The sequence below is a fragment of the Rahnella sp. BCC 1045 genome (genome assembly GCF_019049615.1).
Classification (GTDB): domain Bacteria; phylum Pseudomonadota; class Gammaproteobacteria; order Enterobacterales; family Enterobacteriaceae; genus Rahnella; species Rahnella contaminans.
Window position 1 is genome coordinate 31086 of sequence record NZ_JAFMOZ010000128.1, and the last position, 19958, is coordinate 51043.

Annotated in this window: 19 protein-coding genes and 4 tRNA genes; 11 read left to right on the forward strand and 12 right to left on the reverse strand. The window is 52.5% G+C overall.

What is annotated here, in order from left to right; all coding sequences use genetic code 11:
* Positions 1-195: 195 nt before the first annotated feature.
* Genes rutG through rutA form a run of 6 tightly spaced genes read right to left on the reverse strand, consistent with a single transcriptional unit; the run spans position 196 to position 5232 of the window.
* Positions 196-1551, reverse strand: a complete 1356-nt coding sequence (rutG, locus tag J1782_RS13635; protein ID WP_152325549.1) for a pyrimidine utilization transport protein G — start codon at positions 1549-1551, stop codon at positions 196-198.
* Between the two features lie 25 nt (positions 1552-1576).
* Positions 1577-2095, reverse strand: coding sequence for an NADH-dependent FMN reductase RutF (gene rutF / locus J1782_RS13640; RefSeq protein ID WP_217153329.1), 519 nt, complete (start codon positions 2093-2095; stop codon positions 1577-1579).
* On the reverse strand, positions 2080-2919 hold the full coding sequence (gene rutD, locus J1782_RS13645; protein ID WP_208952224.1) for a pyrimidine utilization protein D: 840 nt from the start codon (positions 2917-2919) through the stop codon (positions 2080-2082). Before rutD ends, rutF begins: the two co-directional genes overlap by 16 nt.
* A gap of 41 nt (positions 2920-2960) precedes the next feature.
* On the reverse strand, positions 2961-3347 hold the full coding sequence (gene rutC / locus J1782_RS13650) for a pyrimidine utilization protein C (protein ID WP_152325552.1): 387 nt from the start codon (positions 3345-3347) through the stop codon (positions 2961-2963).
* A 26-nt stretch (positions 3348-3373) separates the two neighbouring features.
* Positions 3374-4141 (reverse strand): pyrimidine utilization protein B, encoded by a 768-nt coding sequence (gene rutB, locus J1782_RS13655; protein WP_254303075.1) that lies wholly within the window; start codon positions 4139-4141, stop codon positions 3374-3376.
* Positions 4141-5232 carry a pyrimidine utilization protein A gene (gene rutA / locus J1782_RS13660; protein WP_217153330.1) on the reverse strand — a complete coding sequence of 364 codons (1092 nt, stop codon included), beginning with the start codon at positions 5230-5232 and terminating at the stop codon, positions 4141-4143. Before rutA ends, rutB begins: the two co-directional genes overlap by 1 nt.
* A gap of 407 nt (positions 5233-5639) precedes the next feature.
* Between rutA and rutR the strand changes: the two genes are divergently transcribed.
* Positions 5640-6320: an HTH-type transcriptional regulator RutR gene (gene rutR, locus J1782_RS13665; RefSeq protein ID WP_208952226.1), complete on the forward strand. Its 681-nt coding sequence runs from the start codon at positions 5640-5642 to the stop codon at positions 6318-6320.
* A gap of 10 nt (positions 6321-6330) precedes the next feature.
* Positions 6331-7320 (forward strand): metal-dependent hydrolase, encoded by a 990-nt coding sequence (locus tag J1782_RS13670; RefSeq protein ID WP_217153331.1) that lies wholly within the window; start codon positions 6331-6333, stop codon positions 7318-7320.
* Between the two features lie 53 nt (positions 7321-7373).
* Here J1782_RS13670 and cycA read toward each other — a convergent pair whose 3' ends face one another.
* Positions 7374-8774 (reverse strand): D-serine/D-alanine/glycine transporter, encoded by a 1401-nt coding sequence (gene cycA / locus J1782_RS13675; RefSeq protein ID WP_152325557.1) that lies wholly within the window; start codon positions 8772-8774, stop codon positions 7374-7376.
* Positions 8775-9147: 373 nt separating this feature from the next.
* Here cycA and J1782_RS13680 point away from each other — a divergent pair.
* Together J1782_RS13680 and J1782_RS13685 are read left to right on the forward strand one after the other, a co-directional pair.
* Positions 9148-9223 (forward strand) — tRNA-Lys (locus J1782_RS13680).
* Between the two features lie 416 nt (positions 9224-9639).
* Entirely contained in the window at positions 9640-10053 is a 414-nt protein-coding gene (locus J1782_RS13685) for a hypothetical protein (protein WP_152325558.1), read from the forward strand.
* Positions 10054-10121: 68 nt separating this feature from the next.
* On the opposite strand, the gene J1782_RS13690 is transcribed toward J1782_RS13685, so the two are convergent.
* Positions 10122-11888 carry an EAL domain-containing protein gene (locus tag J1782_RS13690; RefSeq protein ID WP_217153332.1) on the reverse strand — a complete coding sequence of 589 codons (1767 nt, stop codon included), beginning with the start codon at positions 11886-11888 and terminating at the stop codon, positions 10122-10124.
* Positions 11889-12080: 192 nt separating this feature from the next.
* On the opposite strand from J1782_RS13690, the gene leuA reads away from it, so the two are divergent.
* Entirely contained in the window at positions 12081-13751 is a 1671-nt protein-coding gene (gene leuA / locus J1782_RS13695) for a 2-isopropylmalate synthase (protein ID WP_217153333.1), read from the forward strand.
* On the opposite strand, the gene J1782_RS13700 is transcribed toward leuA, so the two are convergent.
* The 3 genes from J1782_RS13700 to J1782_RS13710 form a co-directional block, all read right to left on the reverse strand.
* A complete protein-coding gene (locus tag J1782_RS13700) occupies positions 13720-14496 on the reverse strand; it encodes a helix-turn-helix transcriptional regulator (protein ID WP_152325561.1) in 777 nt (258 codons plus the stop codon). The genes leuA and J1782_RS13700 overlap by 32 nt on opposite strands.
* A 3-nt stretch (positions 14497-14499) precedes the next feature.
* Positions 14500-14670, reverse strand: a complete 171-nt coding sequence (locus J1782_RS13705) for a hypothetical protein (protein WP_165059584.1) — start codon at positions 14668-14670, stop codon at positions 14500-14502.
* Between the two features lie 116 nt (positions 14671-14786).
* On the reverse strand, positions 14787-15011 hold the full coding sequence (locus J1782_RS13710) for a DUF2594 family protein (protein WP_015697982.1): 225 nt from the start codon (positions 15009-15011) through the stop codon (positions 14787-14789).
* Positions 15012-15787: 776 nt separating this feature from the next.
* On the opposite strand from J1782_RS13710, the gene uvrY reads away from it, so the two are divergent.
* From uvrY to J1782_RS13740, 6 genes are all read left to right on the forward strand, one after another.
* Complete coding sequence (gene uvrY, locus J1782_RS13715) at positions 15788-16435, forward strand: UvrY/SirA/GacA family response regulator transcription factor (RefSeq protein WP_217153352.1); 648 nt, start codon at positions 15788-15790, stop codon at positions 16433-16435.
* Positions 16428-18263 (forward strand): excinuclease ABC subunit UvrC, encoded by a 1836-nt coding sequence (gene uvrC / locus J1782_RS13720; RefSeq protein ID WP_152325562.1) that lies wholly within the window; start codon positions 16428-16430, stop codon positions 18261-18263. Before uvrY ends, uvrC begins: the two co-directional genes overlap by 8 nt.
* Before the next feature lie 56 nt (positions 18264-18319).
* Positions 18320-18868: a CDP-diacylglycerol--glycerol-3-phosphate 3-phosphatidyltransferase gene (gene pgsA / locus J1782_RS13725; protein WP_152325563.1), complete on the forward strand. Its 549-nt coding sequence runs from the start codon at positions 18320-18322 to the stop codon at positions 18866-18868.
* 147 nt (positions 18869-19015) lie between these two features.
* A tRNA-Gly gene (locus J1782_RS13730) sits at positions 19016-19091 on the forward strand.
* A 58-nt stretch (positions 19092-19149) separates the two neighbouring features.
* A tRNA-Cys gene (locus J1782_RS13735) sits at positions 19150-19223 on the forward strand.
* Positions 19224-19234: 11 nt separating this feature from the next.
* Positions 19235-19320 (forward strand) — tRNA-Leu (locus J1782_RS13740).
* A gap of 185 nt (positions 19321-19505) precedes the next feature.
* On the opposite strand, the gene J1782_RS13745 is transcribed toward J1782_RS13740, so the two are convergent.
* The gene (locus J1782_RS13745; RefSeq protein WP_152325564.1) at positions 19506-19772 is read right to left on the reverse strand and encodes a hypothetical protein; all 267 of its coding nucleotides are present in this window, start codon (positions 19770-19772) and stop codon (positions 19506-19508) included.
* Positions 19773-19958: the final 186 nt, after the last annotated feature.

Consider the following 19958-nt stretch of genomic DNA (forward strand, 5'->3'; position numbering starts at 1 on the left):
ATATAGAACGAAAGTGCTGGTTCCATAACAAACCAATTTAAAGGGGAGGTGAACGAAGGAATTTCGCATTACTTAGCTGCAATGTGGGAATGTGTGAGGCGCAGAAAGAAAAAAACCAGCGGCTAATCCGGACGGGTGGACCGGATAACCGCTGGCGATCATCAAAAATGATGAGCTAAGGAGAAACTGAGGTCGTCAGTGATCTTTTAATGCAGCTTCTGTGCCAGTTTTTATTTCCGGCTGCGTTTTAACCTGTTTGCTGCGGCTGAGGAAGGCGTTCAGCAAAATTGCGCCAAACGTTGCTGTGCCGATACCGCCCATGCTGAAGCCGCCCAGACTCAGGGTAAAGTTGCCTGCGCCCAGTACCAGCGTGACCGCAACCATGATGAGATTGCCGTTAAGACCCAGATCCACCTGGTTTTGTACCCAGATGCGCGCACCGGCGACGGCAATCAATCCGAACACCACAATCGACGCGCCGCCCAATACCGGACCGGGAATGGTGTGGATCAGTGCACCAAATTTGGGCGAAAAGCCCAACACAATGGCAACAATGGCAGCAGCGACGAAAATCAGCGTGGAATAAATTTTTGTGACCGCCATGACGCCGATGTTTTCCGCGTAGGTTGTCACGCCGGTTCCGCCCGCAGAGGCTGACAGTAATGTCGCCAGCCCGTCGCCGACAAACGCGCGGCCCATGTATGGATCGAGATTTTTACCGGTCATGCCCGCGACCGCTTTAATGTGCCCGAGGTTTTCCGCCACCAGAATCACGGCCACCGGCGCAATCATCAGCATTGCGTGGGTGCTGAACACCGGTGTGGTGATGGTCGGCAGGCCAAACCACGGCGCCTGCGCGACGGTAGTGAAATCTACCGGCGCGCCCAGCCCCATGACGTTTGTGACCAGCATATAGATCAGATACGCCGCCACCAGCCCGAGCAGCAGAAGTAAACGCTGCACCAGCCCGCGGGTGAAAACGGCCACTGAGCCAATACACAGCACGGTGACCACCGCCATCCAGCTGTCAAACGACGACGCGGAGACGCTGTTAATGGCAATCGGCGCGAGGTTCAGACCAATTGCCATCACCACCGCACCGGTCACGACCGGCGGCATCAGGCGTTCAATCCAGCGCGTACCGACGGCCATCACCACAAAACCAATCAGCGTATAAATGACGCCGCAGGCAATAATCCCGCCGAGCGCGACGCCGATATTCGGGTTTGCGCCGTGGCCGCTGTAGCCGGTCACCGCAATCACCAGCCCGACAAACGCCGCGCTCGACCCGAGGTAACTCGGCACGCGTCCGCCGACCACCAGGAAAAACAGCAGGGTGCCGATGCCGGACATCAGGATCGCCATGTTGGCGTCAAACCCCATCAGCAGCGGCATTAATACCGTCGCGCCGAACATGGCGACGGTATGTTGCAGCCCCATAATCACCGTCGGCCCTAACGGCAGCCGTTCGTCCGGCGCAATAACGGCGCCATCCAGATTGCCTTCTCTTTTACGCCACTTTGGAAACCAGGAGGTATTGGTATTTGCCATGCTGCAATTCCCTAATCAGGTTGAGTTAACAGGCTGACTGCCGAATCAGCGGGTGATAGCGGCGGTCGAAATACACCAGTCCGTGGCGTTCGTCGTTGCGGGTGATCGCGACGGCTTCGCAAAACATAATATCGTGGGTGCCGACGCGGGTGACTTGCGTGATTTTGCAATCAAACGAGACCAGCGCATCGCTGAGAATGGGAGAACCGGTGGAAAGGGATGACCATTCGGCGGCCTCAAAGCGTTGTTCCATTGGCGTTTTTCCGCCGAATAAATTCGACAGCGATTCATGACAGTCGGCGAGCGTGTTGACGCACAGCACCTGATTTTCGGTAAATGCCGGATACACCGACGCCGAGCGGTTCAGGCAAACGAGCAGGGTCGGCGGTGAGTCGGTGACGCTGCACACGGCGGATGCGGTAAAGCCCGCGCGACCGCCGGGGCCGTCGGTGGTGATAATGTTAACGGCGGAACCGAGATGCGCCATCGCATCGCGAAACGCTTGTTTTTCAACGGCTGGCGTAGCGGTTAATGTTTCGGCCATGTTGTCTCCGTGGGCAGGCGATGGGAAGGCGCGGCAGGTTTTTGCGATGAATGCCGTTGCAGCCATTCCAGTAAAATCGGGTTAAACGTTTCCGGGTCGGTCACGCTCATAGCATGGCCGCCGTACAACATTTGTGTGTGTTCACCGTTCGGCAGGCGTTCGGCGAGATCGGCAGAACGCATCCACGGCACCAGCAAATCATCTTTGCAGCTGAACGCCAGCGTGGGCGCGATGACCTGCCCGAGCGTTTGGGTCAGATCGGAATTCATCAGCGCCTGTAAACGGTGAAGCAGATTTTCCATTCCCTGGAAATGCGCCACCTGATGCTGGCGCTCATCCTGAAGTAATGCGTCGTTGGCCGACAGCCAGTCGCCCGGATACAGAAACAGCGGTTGCGCCTGCACGTAGGCATCGACGCCGCTGTTGAGCAGTAAATTCTGGCGGACTTCAAAGCACCGGCGCGTCTGGTTGTCGAGCTTCGCCCAGCCGTTGATCACCACCAGGCTTTGCAGCAGCGCGGGATAACGCAGTGCCAGATGCAGGCCAATAATGCCGCCGAGCGCGTGACCTGCCAGATGGCAGCGGGTGATATCCAGTTCGTTGAGCAGTCCGGCGAGTTCATCGGCCATATCTTCCATCCGGTAACCGGCGGGCACGGTGCCTTTGCTGACGCCGGTTCCGTGCTGGTCATAAATGATGACGCGAAAATGCTCGCTCAGCATCGCCAGCTGGGGTTGCCAGAAACTGCCTGAACCGCCGAGGCCGGAGGAAAGCACCACGGTTTCGGCGTCTGCATTATTCTTACCCAATACCTTGTAATACATGATGTTTCCTCAAGGTCTTCAGGAGAACGGATCCCGGCGTTTTACTTGCCGATGTGCGCGATGGTGGCGATTTCAATCAGCGCGCCCGGTTTGACCAGCCCGCACTGAATGCAGAACCGCGCCGGTTTTTCGCCCGGAAAGTACTCAGCGTAAACCTGATTCACGGCGGCGTAATTCGCCCAGTCGGTAATGAAAATCGAATTCATGGTGACGTCATCCATTGCGCCGCCTGCGGTTTCAATCACGCTTTTAATGGTTTCCAGCACATGGCGGGTTTGCGCGGCGGCATCGCCCAGATGCACGACGTTATTGTCTTTATCAAAAGGCAGTGTGCCGGAGACGTAGACCACGCCGTCGGCCAGCGTTCCCGGAACAAACGGTGCCAGCGGAACGCCGCTGCCAGCCGGAATAATGGCACTTTTAGGCATATTGCTATTTCCTCTTCATAAAGCCGTTATGCGGCGTTTTGTTTAGCGTCATAACCCACGGCGTCGCAGAAGTTGCGGACGCTGGAGACCCAGCCGAAGAACGTTTCGATGTTATAAATCGCCGCTTTTTGCGCGAATTCCGGGCCAGCCTGATGGGTGGCGTCTTCAAGCACCACGCCGAAATATTCGAGGAAGAAACCGTCACGCAGCGTGGATTCCACACACACGTTGGTGGCGATGCCGGTAAACACCAGATGGTGAATGCCGTAACTGCGCAGCAAGCTGTCGAGCTGGGTGTTGAAGAATCCGCTGTAACGCGGTTTTGGCACCACGATGTCGCCCGGCTGTGGCCGGAGTTCATCCACCAGGTCGTAATCCCAGTCGCCTTTTGCCAGTAATTTGCCCATCAGCTCCGGGCGTTTACGCATGGTTTTCAGCGCGTTGGATTTGTGGAAATTTGGCGAACCGGCACCCCCGGCCTCGACGTACTGGTTGTCCCAGCCGTTCTGGAAGAAGATCACTTTGATGCCTGCGGCACGCGCGGCGGCAATCGCCACTTTGATGTTGGCGATCACCGGTGCGGTGGCGGAAACGTCAAAACCGGCTAAATCCAGATAACCGCCCTGCGAGGCGTACGCATTCTGCATATCGACCACAATCAGCGCCGTTTGCTGTGGCGTAAACGCAATGGCTTCCGGGCGGGCCGTGAGAATGGTTTCCTCACCGCTGTTTTTTGGCTCGCGGCGAACCACGTTCAGTTCATCAACCGCTTTGGGTTTCTCAAACAATGTCATCAGGCCACCTCTTTCTGCTGCGTTGCGATGTGCTGGCGGGTTTTCATTAATGGCTGGATGAAACGGCCAAAGTTTTCGATGCCTTCTACGAAATCGTCGAAGGTCAGCAACACGCCACCTGCGCCGGGCACGGTGTCGATTTCATCAAGCATTCTGGCGACGCTGGCGTAGGAGCCGACCAGCGTACCCATGTTGATATTGACCGCCGACGTGGGATCGGCCATCTGGCGGACATTGGTGTCAGCACCGGATTTGGTATCTTTGCTGCTCTGGTCGGTGAGCCACGCCAGCGCACCGGCATCGGCACCGTCTTTATACAGTTCCCATTTGGCGCGGGCGGCGGCGTCGGTTTCATCCGCAATGACCATAAAGAGAATGTAAGAGGAGACGTCGCGGCCTTCGGCTTCCGCCGCTGTTTTCATGCGCGCAGCGGTCGGCGCAAACGCGGTTGGCGTGTTAACGCCTTTGCCAAAACAGAAGTTGAAATCGGCGTGTTTAGCAGAGAACGCCATGCCTGCGTCGCTTTGTCCGGCGCAGATCACTTTCATTTCAGACTGCGGGCGCGGGCTCACACGGCAGTCGTCCATCTTGAAGAATTCGCCGTCGAGCGTGCAGTGGCCGGTGCCCCACAGGTCGCGCAGGACGCTGACATATTCGGTCAGATAGTCATAACGGCGGCTGAAATAGTCGTCGCCCGGCCACATGCCCATTTGTTCGTATTCCGGTTTCTGCCAGCCGGTGACGACGTTCACGCCGAAACGACCGTTGGAGATGGAATCAATCGTGGCGGCCATGCGCGCCACAATTGCCGGTGGCATCACCAGCGTGGCGGCGGTGGCGTAAAGCTGGATGCGGGAGGTCACGGCGGCAAGGCCCGCCATAAGCGTGAACGACTCCATGTTGTGTTCCCAGAATTCGGTTTTACCGCCGAAGCCGCGCAGTTTGATCATCGAGAGCGCGAAGTCAAAATGGTAGTGTTCCGCCTTCTGCACGATGGTTTTGTTCAGTTCAAAAGTCGGTTTGTACTGTGGCGCGGTTTCAGAAATTAACCAGCCGTTGTTGCCGATAGGAATGAAGACACCGATTTTCATAGCTCACCTCAGTTGAAGATTTATTTTTCAATACAAGGGCTTGCGAAAATCTCTGCGCGGCTTGAGTGCGTCCTGCGGGTTCCGAATTGCACCGTGCTGAAATTTCCTAACGGGGTGAGTATTGCAAGGGCAGTGCCACTTTTTTAAAAGTTATGGTTATCAATAAGTTAAAAATGTGTTTTGACTTGTGGTGGAGCAAACGGTCTGTTTCAGACCATTTGGTCAAAACAAACTGCACATAAATCAGGCAGGAATGTCCGCAAATGGTGCATTTTTGTTAAATAACACAATTATTGTGGTTATTTATTTGTTGTTTAATTGACCGGGCTTATAGCGATAGTCGCGTTTATCCCTATTTGTTATGATTTCTCCCTTGCTGTTTGTCTCAGGAAATCCTTGTGAAGCCATTGGTCGAACCTCCTCAGCCCGCCGCCGGGGAAAGCAACTCCCGCAAAACCGGGGTGAAAGCACCGACGCGCCGCTCGCGGGCGGTCGCCGCCAAACGTGGCAATATCATGGCCGCCGCGCTGGAGTTTTTCTCGCTGTACGGCATTCACGGCACCAGCCTGGATCAGGTCGCTGAGCGTGCCGATGTCTCAAAAACCAATCTGCTGTATTACTTCCCGTCGAAAGAAGATCTGTATATCGCCGTGTTGAAAGGCCTGCTGGATATCTGGCTGGCACCGCTGAAAGCGCTGCAACGGGATCAGCATCCGCTGGAAGCGATACGTGAATATATCCGCCTGAAACTCTGTGTTTCACGCGATCATCCGCAGGCGTCGCGACTGTTTTGTCTGGAGATGGTGCAGGGCGCGCCGCTGCTGAAACAGGAACTCGGCGGCAGCCTGAAAACGCTGGTGGAAGATAAATCGGATGTGATCCGCGGCTGGATCAAAGATGAATTAATTGCGCCGGTTGACCCGATGCAGCTGATTTTTATGCTGTGGGCAACCACCCAGCATTACGCCGATTTTGGTGTGCAGGTGGAAGCCATCACCGGCAAAACGCTCAACGATCCTGAATTTTTCGAACTGACCGTGAGCAACGTGCAGCGCATTATTACCGAAGGCATACAGCTTCGGGCTTGAAGAGGTCAGGATGGATTCGGTTTCACAATTAGTCTTGGGCGCCGCCGTGGGTATCGCGGTGATGGGCAAGCGGACGCCGGTGTGGAAATCCGCACTGGCGGGCGCGGTCTGCGGAACGCTGCCGGATCTGGATGTTTTCTACGATCACGGCGACGCCATCAGCAATATGACGCAGCACCGCACGGACACTCATGCGTTGTTGTATCTCACGCTGGTTTCGCCGCTGCTCGCCTGGATGATGGCGAAAATTTTCAGCGCCGGGCAGCACTTCAGACGCTGGTGCAGCACGGTCTGGCTGGCGCTGATCACGCATCCGTTGCTGGATTTAATGACGGTTTACGGCACACAGCTGGGCATCCCTTTTACGCATTATCCGTTTGCGGTCGGCAGCATTTTCATCGTCGATCCGCTGTATACCTTGCCGCTGATCATCGGCGTCGGGCTGGCGCTGTACCGTGAGCAACAGCGCGGGATTATGTGGAATAACGTGCTGCTGGGCGTGAGCTGTTTGTATCTGGTCTGCACGGTTATCGAGCAGCATCAGGTGACGGTGCACGTCAGCGAAGAATTGCAGCGGCAGAACATCGAAAGCACACAGGTTCTGGTGACGCCGACACCGCTCAACTCACTGGTGTGGCGCGTCGTGGTGATGAATAAAGACAGCTACGGCGAAGGTTTTACATCGCTGCTGCACCCGGATTCCCCGATCCGTTTCCGCTTTTATCCGCGCGGAGAAGCACTTTACGAAGCGCATAAAGACAATGCGTTTCTCGCCCGCGTCGCGTGGTTTAGTCACGGATTTTTTAGTGTGAAAGAGCAGGGCGGCCACATCCTGGTGAGCGATTTACGCATGGGTCAGGAACCGGATTACACCTTTGTGTTTGATCTTGGCGAGATGAAAGCCGGAGAACCGCCTCAGTTACCGGTCAAATTGGCCTCGGCCAGACCCTCAGCGGTGAAAATGTGGCGGCAGTTCAGATCGGCGCTGGATGTGGAGTAAACAACCCAAGAAAAAGGAGCCGTAAAGGCTCCTTTCTACTATTACCGGTTCAGTTAAGCGCGGCGGCTTCTGCTTCGCAGCCAGTAGCCAATGCCGAGGATCACGAACCAGAGCGGCGTAACCATCAGCGCCTGACGGGTGTCATCCTGCAAAGTCAGCAGCACCAGCACGAAGGCGAAGAACGCCATGCATACCCAGCACATGATTTTGCCGAGCGGCATTTTGTAGATGGATGCTTCGTGAAGTTGCGGACGTTTACGACGGTAGACCAGATACGAGCAGAGGATGATGGTCCAGACGAACATAAACAGAATCGCAGAAACGGTGGTGACCAGCGTGAAGACCGTCACCACGTTCGGGATCAGGTAAATCAGCACCACACCGCCGAGCAGGCAGATGCATGAGAAGGTCAGCCCGTTAGACGGCACGGCGCGGGAAGAGAGTTTGCCGAACGCTTTCGGCGCATTGCCTTCCTGGGCCAGACCAAACAACATGCGGCTGGTGGAGAACACGCCGCTGTTGGCGGAAGAAGCAGCAGAGGTCAGCACGACAAAGTTGATGATGCTCGCCGCAGCCGGCAGACCGGCCAGAACGAACAGCTCAACAAACGGGCTTTTATCCGCAACAACGTGGCTCCACGGTGTGACTGACATAATCATGATCAGCGAGAAAACGTAGAACATGATGATGCGCAGCGGGATTGCGTTGATGGCGCGTGGCAGCGATTTCTGCGGATCTTTCGTCTCGGCAGCCGTTGTGCCCACCAGTTCAATCCCGACAAAGGCAAACACCGCAATCTGGAAACCGGCGAAGAATCCGCTGACGCCTTTCGGGAAGAATCCGCCATCGTTCCACAGGTTACTGAAAGCCGCGACGGTGCCGGTTGGGGTCTGGAAATGCGTCAGAACCATCACCAGTCCGGCAATAATCAGCCCGACAATGGCGACGATTTTGATCATCGCGAACCAGAATTCCATCTCACCAAACATTTTGACGGTAGCAAGGTTCAGGCTAAGGAGAACCAGAACGCAGAGCAGCGAGGCGATCCATTGTGAAAGACCGGGGAACCAGAATTGCGCGTAGGCGGTGATGGCGACGACGTCGGCGATACCGGTGACGACCCAGCAGAACCAGTAGGTCCAGCCGGTGAAATATCCGGCCCACGGACCGAGAAGGTCGGCGGCAAAATCGCTGAAGGATTTGTATTCAAGATTGGAAAGGAGCAGTTCGCCCATTGCGCGCATCACGAAAAACAGCATAAAGCCGATGATCATATACACGAAAATGATGGAAGGACCGGCGAGACTGATGGTTTTTCCTGAGCCCATAAACAGGCCGGTACCGATGGCACCGCCGATAGCGATAAGCTGAATATGGCGGTTAGAGAGGTTTCGCCGCAAGCCTTCTGCGTTCTCTTCCTCTGACTGAGTGAGGATTTTTGACTCTTCTTGCATGTTGTATTGATTCCTGTTTTTTGCTTTTTTGCGTATGAACTCCGCCATATCGCATTTATTTATGTCAGTAAATTGAGCTCTCAATGGCTCTTTTGTCAGCCTAACTGGAACGACAGCCGGGATGACCGGTGTAATAGTAATGTTATATGCGCATTTATTATAACTGGCATGAAAAATGCCGCAGAAAAAAATGTATCGTATTTTTTACAACGTGGATAACTGAGTGTTAATTAATCAAATGTCAGTGACAGCGACGGGAATAATACCGTTTTTCACTGTGATGGGCTTCACAATTATCACTGAGAATAACTGTAAAAAAAGTAGGGATAAGCGTTTGACATCATCCGTTGAGAAGAGAATAATCCGTCCCGTTGGGTCGTTAGCTCAGTCGGTAGAGCAGTTGACTCTTAATCAATTGGTCGGCGGTTCGAACCCGCCACGACCCACCAACAATCTGGTTATCAATGTGTTGTGATTCCCCTATTTCGTCATTCCCTTCGGTTTTATCTTCCTGATTCAGCAATATTATTGTTTCGTTCTAATTCCGGAAATATAAAGCTGTGCTTTGCCTTAAATTTAATCAGTGAGTTCGGATTAGTTTTACTGTGGTTAAATTTGATGAAATGCGGGATATAAATTTTCTGGAGCGGCTGTTTAACTTTACTGGTTCAGGAACTTCATTTTTTGACAGGAAATATTCAGGCTTTCTTTGGCACGGCATTAATTTCCCAATGCTTTAACATTGCAATCTGGGGTGTGATTTTGTTTTGCCCGGCCTGCTTACGGTGTAACAATCTCTCCTAAAAAGAGTCGGACAAATGCGCGCACGCTGCTATTATTCGTGCATAAACTCAGGGAGATAACGATGAAAAAAACACTGGTGGCCTTGGCTGCTCTATTTTTAGCCGGGTGTGCAGCTAATCCTTACGAGCCGACACTTCAGGTCAAATCGTCGTTTGCCAATGCCAGCACCACACCGCCGGCGGGCCAGACGCATGTCAGATTGCACCGCATCGAGCAGTGGTCGGTAATACCTTTTGAAAAGACCTGTCCGCTGATCGTGATTCTAGATGGTCAGACCGTCGCGTCGCTGCACTTTAATCAGTATGTGGATTTAAATGTGCCAAACGGCATGCGAACCATCGACGTTCGTCTTGCCTGCGCACTGACCAAAACGACCGGTTCGATTACTGTGGATGCGAACGGGAAACCTGTCAGTCTCGAAACAGACCGCAGTTTCTTCGGAACCTACAATATCCGGCAGAAAACCGGCGAATGACCGAAATGAACAACCCGCTCCGGCGGGTTTTTTTATGGCTATTTTTCGCAATGATTACACGGGGAATATCAGATGTACGGTTTCGACCATTCCAGTATCTGATCGTGATGCAGCGGGCGGGAAAAATAGAAGCCCTGCACGGAATCACAACGCAGTTCTTCCAGACACATCAGCGTGTCATTGTCTTCCACGCCTTCGGCAACGACCTGGTAACTCAGCGCATGCGCCATTTCAATCATCGATTTGACGATCACTTTGCTTTTGCTGTCATTGCTGATGCCCTGAATCAGGGACTGATCCAGCTTGAGCGTATCCGCCGGAATTTTTTGCAGATAGTTCAGGTTGCTGTAGCCGGAACCGAAATCGTCCAGCGCAATGCTGATACCCATTTGTCTCAGGGCATCCAGCGATGCGACGGCGTGCGGATTATTCACCAGCGTCTGGGTTTCCAGACACTCGATTTCCAGCATCGACGGGGAAACCTGATGCAGGATTAGCGCGGTATGGATGCGCTGAACCAAATCCTGTTCCACCAGATTATTGGCCGTCAGATTGATGGAAACCTGGATCTGCGCGCCGCGTTTTTGCCATTCGGCAATCTGCATTACAGCCTGAGTAATGACCCAGTTAGTCAGCGGCGTAATCAGCGGGGTTTTTTCTGCCAGAGGAATGAACTCTGAAGGTGAAATGACCCCGAGTGTCGGGTGCCGCCAGCGGATCAGCGCTTCCACGCCCTGGAATTTTTTGTCAGCCAGACGAATTTTTGGCTGATAAAGCAGATGAAAATCTTCGCAGGACGCGACGGTCGCCATCAGATCATTAAGCAAATTGAAGGCACGTAGCTGGATAACATCGGATTCCTGCTGATACGGCATCACCAGCTGATTATTGCTGATGGCTTCATGCAGGGACGACATACCCTGACGCAGGGTGGTTTCCGCGCAGGAAGAGGTTGACGAAAAGACAGTGTAACCTGCGTGCAAGCGGACATTGATCGGGATATCGCTGGTAATGCTGCGCTGGATTTTAGCGGCGGCGATTTCCAGCTGATTGAAAATCTCCTGCTGTTCATCGAGCCGTTTGATCAGCGCAAAGCGGCCGAGCATCAGGCTGTAAACTTTGTCGTTTTCATTCAGTTCACAGCGCAGGAAAGCACCGACGTCTTTAAGAATGTTTTCGACTTTCGGAATGCCAATTGAACGCCCGATGTCGTAGGCATAAAGCGTGTCGAGCGTATCAATCAGGATCAGCAGATAGGACGTGTTATCCGGCGTTTTGATCAGTTGCGCGATATCTTCCATCAGCCGCTGGCGGTTAGGCAGGCGCGTAACGATATCCACAAAGCTCACCGAGCTGCGCGATTCGATAATATCAATGACGATAGCCGCGAGATCCGAGAGCATTTCCACTTCCTGCACGGAAAAATCTCTCGGCTGTTTGTCGGCCAGACACAGGCTGCCGACGGCAAAACCATCGCGGGTGATAAGCGGGGCACCGGCGTAGAAACGCATTCCCTCATCGGCGGTGACCAGCGGATTCTCGCGAAAACGCGGATCCTTTTTGGCATCGTTGACGACCATTACCGAAGAAGAGCGGATGGTGTGATCACAAAACGCAATATCACGTGCGGTGTACTGAGTTGCTGTATTAGTTTTGGATTTAAACCACTGACGGTGTTGGTCAACCAGAGTAATGATGCAAATAGGAATATCGAAAATTTGTTGAGTCAGACGGGTAATCAGATCAAGCACTTCATCCGGATTGCTGTCCGCAATCTTGAGTTTTTGCAGCGCCGCAAGCCGTTTATTTTCGTTTGGATTCAGAACCCTTTTCATTCTGTACGACCTCTGATCGCCGATCTGGACGCGTTTAGTTATGCACTATAGCGTGACTCTGATTCATTTATCATTTTCTTTTTGTCCGTTTTGCGAGGGTTGCTGTCAGTTAGCAAGGCGCAGAAGGATATCGTTTGCGTACTATGGAATTCGCAGAGCATTGCCGCTCACTTTATTCCTAAGGAGATTCGTATGTTAAACGACCCGTCACAGAAATATCGCCCGTTCCCCCCGGTGAATTTGCCGGACCGCCAGTGGCCGGGGAATACGCTCGATAAAGCGCCGCAATGGTGCTCAAGTGATCTGCGTGACGGAAATCAGGCTCTTGCGGAACCGATGGATAATGCACGTAAACGCCAGTTTTTTGACCTGCTGGTGCGCTGTGGTTTTAAGCAAATTGAAGTGGCGTTTCCCTCTGCATCACAAACCGATTTTGATTTCGTGCGCGGGTTGATTGAAGACAAGCTGATCCCCGACGACGTGGTGATTCAGGTGCTGACGCCGTCGCGCCCGGATCTGATTGCCCGCACGTTTGAAGCCCTGAAAGATGTGCCGCGCGCCATCGTACATTTATATAACGCTACGGCGCCGGTTTTCCGCGAAGTGGTCTTCAGTCAGGATAAGGCCGCCACCCGCGAGCTGGCTGTCCGTGGTGCGCAGCAGATCCGCCAGTTGTGCGAACAATATTCTCAGACGCAATGGACGTTCGAATATTCCCCGGAAACGTTTTGTTTTACTGAGCTGGAGTTTTCACTGGAAGTCTGTGAAGCGGTAGCGAATGTCTGGGAGCCCTGCGCTGAGCGTCCGATGATTATCAACTTACCGGCCACCGTGGAAGTCAGTACGCCGAATATTTACGCCGATCAGATTGAATGGTTTTGCCGGCATTTCAGCCGTCGTCAGCAGGTTTCCATCAGCGTGCATCCGCATAATGACCGCGGAACCGGGGTGGCGTGTGCCGAGCTGGCGATGCTGGCGGGTGCCGATCGCGTGGAAGGTTGTTTGTTCGGGAACGGCGAACGTACCGGGAATGTGGATATTGTGACGCTGGCGCTGAATCTCTATACCCAGGGCGTAAACCCTGAACTGGATTTCAGTAATTTGCAGGCGATTGTCGAAGCGGTTGAGGAATGTAATCAGCTGCCGGTGCATCCGCGCCATCCTTATGCCGGTGAACTGGTGTTCACCGCATTCTCCGGTTCACATCAGGATGCCATCAAAAAGGGCTTCGCGGCGCAGAAAACCTCAGACAGTGACGTCTGGCGGGTGCCTTATCTGCCGCTCGATCCGGCTGATGTCGGGTGCAGTTACGAGGCAGTGATCCGCGTCAACAGCCAGTCGGGAAAAAGCGGGGCGGCCTGGTTGCTGGAACAGAATCACGGGCTGAAACTGCCGCGCGGCCTGCAAATAGATTTCAGTAAAGCCGTGCAGCGCGAAACCGATACGCATGGCAAGGAAATGAGCACCAGCGATATCTGGCGGCTGTTCCGTGCGCGTTACGGACTGACCGAGCAACCGGTGGTAAAACTGCTGAGCTACGATATCCGCAGTGATGAGCAAAATGTCTGTCATTTCAGTGCGCGCATCCGCTACCGCAATGAAGAGCAGCAAATTGCCGGCAGCGGCAACGGGCTGTTGTCCGGCGCGGTCGATGCCCTGCGCCGCAGTTTTGACGTGGAGCTGGAAATTGGCGATTACCACGAGCATACGTTAGGGCATCAGAGCCACAGCCGTGCCGTTGCGTACCTGAGTTGTCAGGGGCGTCATGGTGAAACCCGCTACGGCGTGGGTATCGACAGCGATGTCTCCAGTGCTTCCGTGCAGGCGCTGTTTAATGCGGCTGGCGGGATTCTGTCTGACTAAAATATTCGCTGGGTGAAATGCCAAGGGAACGGCGGAACATCGCGCTGAATGCACTCGGGCTGTCATAGCCCAGTGCCAGCGCGACATCAATCACCGAGAGACCTGCTGCCAGCTGATTAATCGCTTCGAGTAATTTTGCCTGTCTGACCCAGTCACTGAAACGCAGCCCGGTTTCGCGCTGAAAGCGGCGCGAGAGTGTCCGGCTGCTGATATCCAGACGCTTAGCCACTTCCTCAAGCTCCCATGACGCACACAAATCGGCGCGAATTTGCTGGCTGAGCACAAGCAACTCCGGTTCTTTGGGCTCGGGCAAATGAAGCGGCAACGTTGGCAGCAACCGAAGTTCGTCGAGCAGTAACTCCATAATCCGTTCATCACGGCCGCCCGGCAGATAATCGTGCGGGATCGTCAGAGATGTCAGAATCAGTTCGCGGAGCAGGGGGGAAATCTGGACCACCTGACACTGCGCGGGTAAATCGGCGCGGGCGAGGGGATCGACAAATAAGGTGCGGGCTTTTACGCCACCGATAAAACGCAGGCTGTGTTCGACGTTTGCGGGCAGCCAGACGCCGCGGCCCGGCGGAACCATCCAGGTGCCGAGCGCGGTGTTCACCTCAACAACGCCAGATAAAGTATGGATCAGTTGCGAACAGTGGTGGCTGTGTGCCGCTTCGCTATCACCATGCTGATAATCAATGGCCAGCGGCGCGATGGCCTGATGAGGTGCAAGGAAGTTGCGGTGCATTGATCAGTGATGTTTCTGTTTCTTGGCGTCTTCGACGGCTTTTTTGGCTTCTTCAGCCGCTTTCTCAATCTCTTCTTCTGTCAGTTGCTCGGCCGCTTCAATCAGTTCTGCCAGCCCGTCGCTGACATGGACTTCGTCTGCCTTGCTTTTGTTTTCTTTATTATTTTCGCTCATTACGGTTGTCCTGATGATGTGAATACAGGGCTCTATTATAGCAGAATATAGGGCGAAAGCCGGGGGTCGTGCGGGGAAAGCGCGGAGCCCGCCAGGCGGCAGGCTCCGAAATATTCTTACTGGCGATAAGCGAATTTGATTTGTTGCAGGGAGTTTTTGAAGACTTCAGCCTGTTGCTCGTCTTCCATCTGCGCCACAAAACGTTCCATATTCAGCATGACTTTACCTGCATCAGCCTGGCCAATGGCTTTCAAAATCAGGGTCAGCGTGGCTTTCAGGCAGGCAACTTCGGTCGCCAGTGTTTCAACGTTTGCTTCAGTCGTAAAATCGCAATTACTCATTATTTAAATCTCCTCAGACAGGCTGGCAGGCAGCACGCCGAATTCTGAACGGTAAAAAGAACAGGGTAAAAAGTGAACTCACCCGCTATGAAGGGTGAAAAGTGGCAGCATTTTAGCATAGTTGGCACGGTTTAGTGCAGCGCGGACCTGTTGCGGTTAAAACAGCCAAATAGGATTATTCATACGGAATATTATGGGCGCCGTAAAGAATACTAAACGTAATAGCAAGCTGAGAACCTTTCATGCAGATGTGCAGACTTATTCATATAAGCCATCAGCAATTCGTGCTATCCAAAATAATAATCGGATATATCATAGATATATGAAAGAACGACGTTGACGGATAAATAAGCTGTCTAAGAAAATGCCTGTTTTAGACCTGAAAATTCCGGTGTTATTATTTTTTTACTGCTGAAAACATCGGACCTCTGATCAGCCTTTTCGTTGATTAGACAGGTTTTTTTAACGAATTATTAATACAGGTGATGGCACTTCTCATTTACATTCAGCAAAGTAGTTTTTTTCAGACATTCCTTGGTCAGGACGGCATGATAGAGTAAAATACGCGGGCTATAATAATGCTTTCGTCTTCATGATTTAAAACACTGCCGATGAGCGGTAGTGGGGCGAGTTTGTTAATGCTGGCCTATAATTGCCACCTCCTCTTCGTTTATAAGCGGTCTGAGAACACTATTAATGTTCAGCGTACATGATTACGTTAAGACGGGCTTGAAGAACCTGACGGTGTGTCGCCCTTATTTTTTGGAGAATTCTCTTTGATTAGCGTTCTTCTTGTTGATGACCATGAACTGGTGCGCGCAGGGATCCGACGCATTCTTGAAGATATCAAAGGCATTGGTGAGGCGCAGTGCGGTGAAGATGCCGTCAAATGGTGTCGCGCCAACGATGTTGATATTGTCCTGATGGATATGAACATGCCGGGTATCGGCGGGTTAGAAGCGACGAAGAAAATTATTCGTTTTTCGCCCGACATCAAGATAATCATCCTGACGATTTATACCGAAAATCCGTTACCCGCCAAAGTGATGCAGGCCGGGGCTTCGGGCTATCTGAGTAAAGGGGCTGCGCCACAGGAAGTGGTGAATGCTATCCGCCTGGTTGATTCGGGTCAGCGCTATATTGCGTCTGACATCGCTCAACAAATGGCACTCAGCCAGATTGAACCCCAATCTGAAACGCCTTTTGATTCCTTATCAGAGCGTGAATTACAGATCATGCTTATGATTACCAAAGGCCAAAAGGTGAATGAAATTTCAGAACAGCTGAACTTGAGCCCGAAGACAGTTAACAGTTATCGTTATAGGATGTTTAGTAAATTAAATATTAGCGGCGATGTTGAGTTAACCCATTTGGCTATCCGGCACGGCTTGTTCAACGCGGAGACTTTATCAGGCAGTGAGTGATGAGCGTTTCGACCCTAAAGCCTTTCTGAAAACGGTCACCAGCCAGCCGGGCGTCTACAGGATGTATGACGCCAGCGGCACCGTAATCTATGTAGGTAAAGCCAAAGACCTTAAAAAACGTCTTTCCAGCTATTTTCGCGTCCAGGTTTCCAGTCGTAAAACGGAAACGCTGGTCAAAAATATCGCGCAAATCGATGTCACCGTAACGCATACGGAAACTGAAGCGCTGCTGCTTGAACACAACTACATCAAACTGTATCAGCCGCGCTACAACGTTTTGCTGCGCGATGATAAGTCGTATCCGCTGATTTTCCTCAGCGCGGACAACCATCCGAGAATTACCGTTCACCGTGGCGCGAAGCATGCGAAAGGCGAATATTTCGGGCCTTTCCCAAACTCTTACGCTGTTCGCGAAACGCTGGCGCTGTTGCAAAAACTTTTCCCCATCCGACAGTGTGAAAACAGTGTTTACAGCAACCGTTCACGTCCGTGTCTGCAATATCAGATTGGCCGTTGTCTGGGCCCGTGTGTCAAAGGGCTGGTCAGCGATCAGGAATACAACGATCAGGTAGATTACGTGCGTCTGTTCCTGTCGGGCAAAGATCAGCAGGTTGTGACGCAGCTGGTCAGCCGTATGGAAGAAGCCAGCAAAGATTTGCGATTTGAAGATGCCGGGCGGATCCGCGATCAGATTCAGGCCGTCCGTCGCGTCACAGAACGTCAGTTTGTATCGGGCAACAGCGAAGATCTGGATGTCATCGGCGTGGCCTTTGAGTCGGGAATGGCCTGTCTTCATGTGCTGTTTATCCGTCAGGGTAAAGTGCTTGGCAGCCGCAGCTATTATCCGAAAGTGCCGGGCGGCACCGATCTGGGCGAAGTCGTGCAGACGTTTGTCGGGCAGTTTTATTTGCAGGGGAGCCAGATGCGTACGCTTCCCGGTGAAATTTTGCTGGATTTCAGCCTGCCTGAAAAAGACTTGCTGGCGGAATCGCTCAGTGAAATGGCCGGACGTAAAGTTCAGATTCAAAGTAAGCCTCGCGGTGATCGCGCGCGTTATCTGAAACTGGCGCGTACCAACGCATCCACCGCGCTGACAACAAAGCTTGCGCAGCAATCCACCATCCATCAGCGGCTGGCAGAATTGGCAAAAACACTCCATCTTGCCGAAATTAACCGCATGGAATGCTTCGACATCAGCCATACTATGGGCGAGCAAACGGTCGCTTCCTGCGTTGTTTTTGACGGCAACGGCCCGGTGCGTTCGGAATACCGCCGCTATAACATTACCGGTATTACGCCAGGCGATGATTACGCGGCGATGGCTCAGGTGCTGAACCGCCGTTATGGTAAAGCGCTCGATGAAAAGAAAATTCCCGATGTCATCTTTATTGACGGCGGGAAAGGCCAGCTCGGCATGGCGCGCGATGTTTTTGATTCGCTGAATGTTGAGTGGGATAAATCTAAACCGCTGCTGATTGGTATCGCGAAAGGTGCTGACCGCAAAGCCGGGCTCGAAACGCTGTTTTTCGTACCAGAAGGTGAGGGCATTGCGTTACCGGCGGATTCTCCGGCATTGCATGTGATTCAGCACATCCGCGATGACTCGCACAATCATGCGATCACCGGCCACCGTCAGCGTCGCGCTAAAGTGCGTACGACCAGTGCACTGGAAGAAATTGAAGGCGTCGGGCCAAAACGGCGTCAGGTTTTACTGAAATACATGGGAGGCATTCAGCCATTACTGAATGCCAGCGTAGAGGAAATTGCACAGGTGCCGGGTATTTCTAACGCATTGGCAGAAAAGATTCATAATGCGTTGAAACACTAAAGGCAATGTAGCAACATACTCATAATATCCACACCGGACAAACAGTTACCTTCGCTATGCAATTTAATATACCTACGTGCCTTACCCTGTTCCGCGTTGTACTGATACCGTTCTTTGTGCTGGCTTTCTATCTGCCTTATCCCTGGGCATCACTGGCCTGCGCGCTGATTTTTGTTTTTGCTGCGGTGACTGACTGGTTTGATGGTTATCTTGCCCGTCGCCTGAAGCAAACAACGCGTTTTGGTGCATTTCTGGATCCGGTCGCAGACAAAGTGATGGTTGCCATCGCGCTGGTGCTGGTCGCAGAATACTTTCATTCATGGTGGATTACGTTGCCGGCGGCGACGATGATTGCACGTGAAATTATCATTTCGGCGCTGCGCGAGTGGATGGCGGAAATTGGTAAACGGAGCAGCGTTGCGGTGTCCTGGATTGGTAAAGTGAAGACAACGGCGCAAATGTTGTCTCTGGTCGCGTTATTGTGGCGTCCGGATAACATCGTGGTGGGTGTCGGTGTGGTTGCGCTTTACATTGCTGCTGTGCTGACTTTCTGGTCAATGTTCCAGTATTTGAACGCTGCGCGCCACGATTTGCTGGAACCCTGATCAAACTGACGTAAAAAACGTCAAACGATCGCATGAACCTGATAATTTTATTGACTCAATCCGTCAGGTCAGTAGAATGCAACGCATCGGAAGGCAGCCAGTCATGCGCCAGAAGATAGTTAAAAAAATCAGTACGTTCTGATTAAAGCGGGAATAGCTCAGTTGGTAGAGCACGACCTTGCCAAGGTCGGGGTCGCGAGTTCGAGTCTCGTTTCCCGCTCCAAATTTTCTTAAACTGGTTCGTGAATTGGTTTAAGTACAAGACAAGTAGTAAGATTTAAGGCGCGTTAACAAAGCGGTTATGTAGCGGATTGCAAATCCGCCTAGTCCGGTTCGACTCCGGAACGCGCCTCCAATTTTCCCGGAGCCCGGGTGGTGGAATCGGTAGACACAAGGGATTTAAAATCCCTCGGCTTATGGCTGTACGAGTTCAAGTCTCGTCCCGGGTACCATGGAAAATTAGCTGAATAATCAAAAGCAATAAAGTAGTAATGTCGTTATAGCCACCTTCGGGTGGTTTTTTTATGCCTGAAATTCGGCAAGCCACAAGAATGCACAATGATGCTTTTTCGTGTGGCGTGCAGGGGAGTAAGTGCAGAGAAGGGAATTAAAACAGCCCCGAGGGGCGTTTTTAGGGTTAAAATTCACCCGGTGAATCAGTGTTGCTCAGTGCCCTGATAGATAAAGGCAGATGGTAGTTAGGCTGGCTGGTAAAAAACGCCTGCAGGGCAACGCGTTTCTTCCGGTCTATAGAAATTTCTTCCATAGTTTTGCGGAAGATACTGTAACGGCCGCAAGAAGTGCAGGTCACAGTGACAATTTTCGCCGACATATTCACCGACGTTTTATTCGTGCTTTGGCACAACGGACACTCGTCTTGAGCGCTTACAACGGTGGAACTCATAAAACCTCCGGTTTTACTTAGAGCGGGCAGTAGTCTAGCACAAAAAGGCGGCAGTTACTTAACGATAATTTAATTATCAGTGGATTTCAGCGCCAACTACGTGTAAAGAGCGCTCAAACCGCTGACGGGCAGTGAAAATTTTCCTCCCGGCCGGACGCATTCTTTCCTCCTTCTTCTCATACGTTA

Bases quoted from the DNA above. Each gene is read 5' to 3' on its own strand.
- rutG (WP_152325549.1), bottom strand. From the start codon at position 1,551: ATGGCAAATACCAATACCTCCTGGTTTCCAAAGTGGCGTAAAAGAGAA.
- rutF (WP_217153329.1), bottom strand. From the start codon at position 2,095: ATGGCCGAAACATTAACCGCTACGCCAGCCGTTGAAAAACAAGCGTTT.
- rutD (WP_208952224.1), bottom strand. From the start codon at position 2,919: ATGTATTACAAGGTATTGGGTAAGAATAATGCAGACGCCGAAACCGTG.
- rutC (WP_152325552.1), bottom strand. From the start codon at position 3,347: ATGCCTAAAAGTGCCATTATTCCGGCTGGCAGCGGCGTTCCGCTGGCA.
- rutB (WP_254303075.1), bottom strand. From the start codon at position 4,141: ATGACATTGTTTGAGAAACCCAAAGCGGTTGATGAACTGAACGTGGTT.
- rutA (WP_217153330.1), bottom strand. From the start codon at position 5,232: ATGAAAATCGGTGTCTTCATTCCTATCGGCAACAACGGCTGGTTAATT.
- J1782_RS13670 (WP_217153331.1), top strand. From the start codon at position 6,331: ATGGATTCGGTTTCACAATTAGTCTTGGGCGCCGCCGTGGGTATCGCG.
- cycA (WP_152325557.1), bottom strand. From the start codon at position 8,774: ATGCAAGAAGAGTCAAAAATCCTCACTCAGTCAGAGGAAGAGAACGCA.
- J1782_RS13685 (WP_152325558.1), top strand. From the start codon at position 9,640: ATGAAAAAAACACTGGTGGCCTTGGCTGCTCTATTTTTAGCCGGGTGT.
- J1782_RS13690 (WP_217153332.1), bottom strand. From the start codon at position 11,888: ATGAAAAGGGTTCTGAATCCAAACGAAAATAAACGGCTTGCGGCGCTG.
- leuA (WP_217153333.1), top strand. From the start codon at position 12,081: ATGTTAAACGACCCGTCACAGAAATATCGCCCGTTCCCCCCGGTGAAT.
- J1782_RS13700 (WP_152325561.1), bottom strand. From the start codon at position 14,496: ATGCACCGCAACTTCCTTGCACCTCATCAGGCCATCGCGCCGCTGGCC.
- J1782_RS13705 (WP_165059584.1), bottom strand. From the start codon at position 14,670: ATGAGCGAAAATAATAAAGAAAACAAAAGCAAGGCAGACGAAGTCCAT.
- J1782_RS13710 (WP_015697982.1), bottom strand. From the start codon at position 15,011: ATGAGTAATTGCGATTTTACGACTGAAGCAAACGTTGAAACACTGGCG.
- pgsA (WP_152325563.1), top strand. From the start codon at position 18,320: ATGCAATTTAATATACCTACGTGCCTTACCCTGTTCCGCGTTGTACTG.
- J1782_RS13745 (WP_152325564.1), bottom strand. From the start codon at position 19,772: ATGAGTTCCACCGTTGTAAGCGCTCAAGACGAGTGTCCGTTGTGCCAA.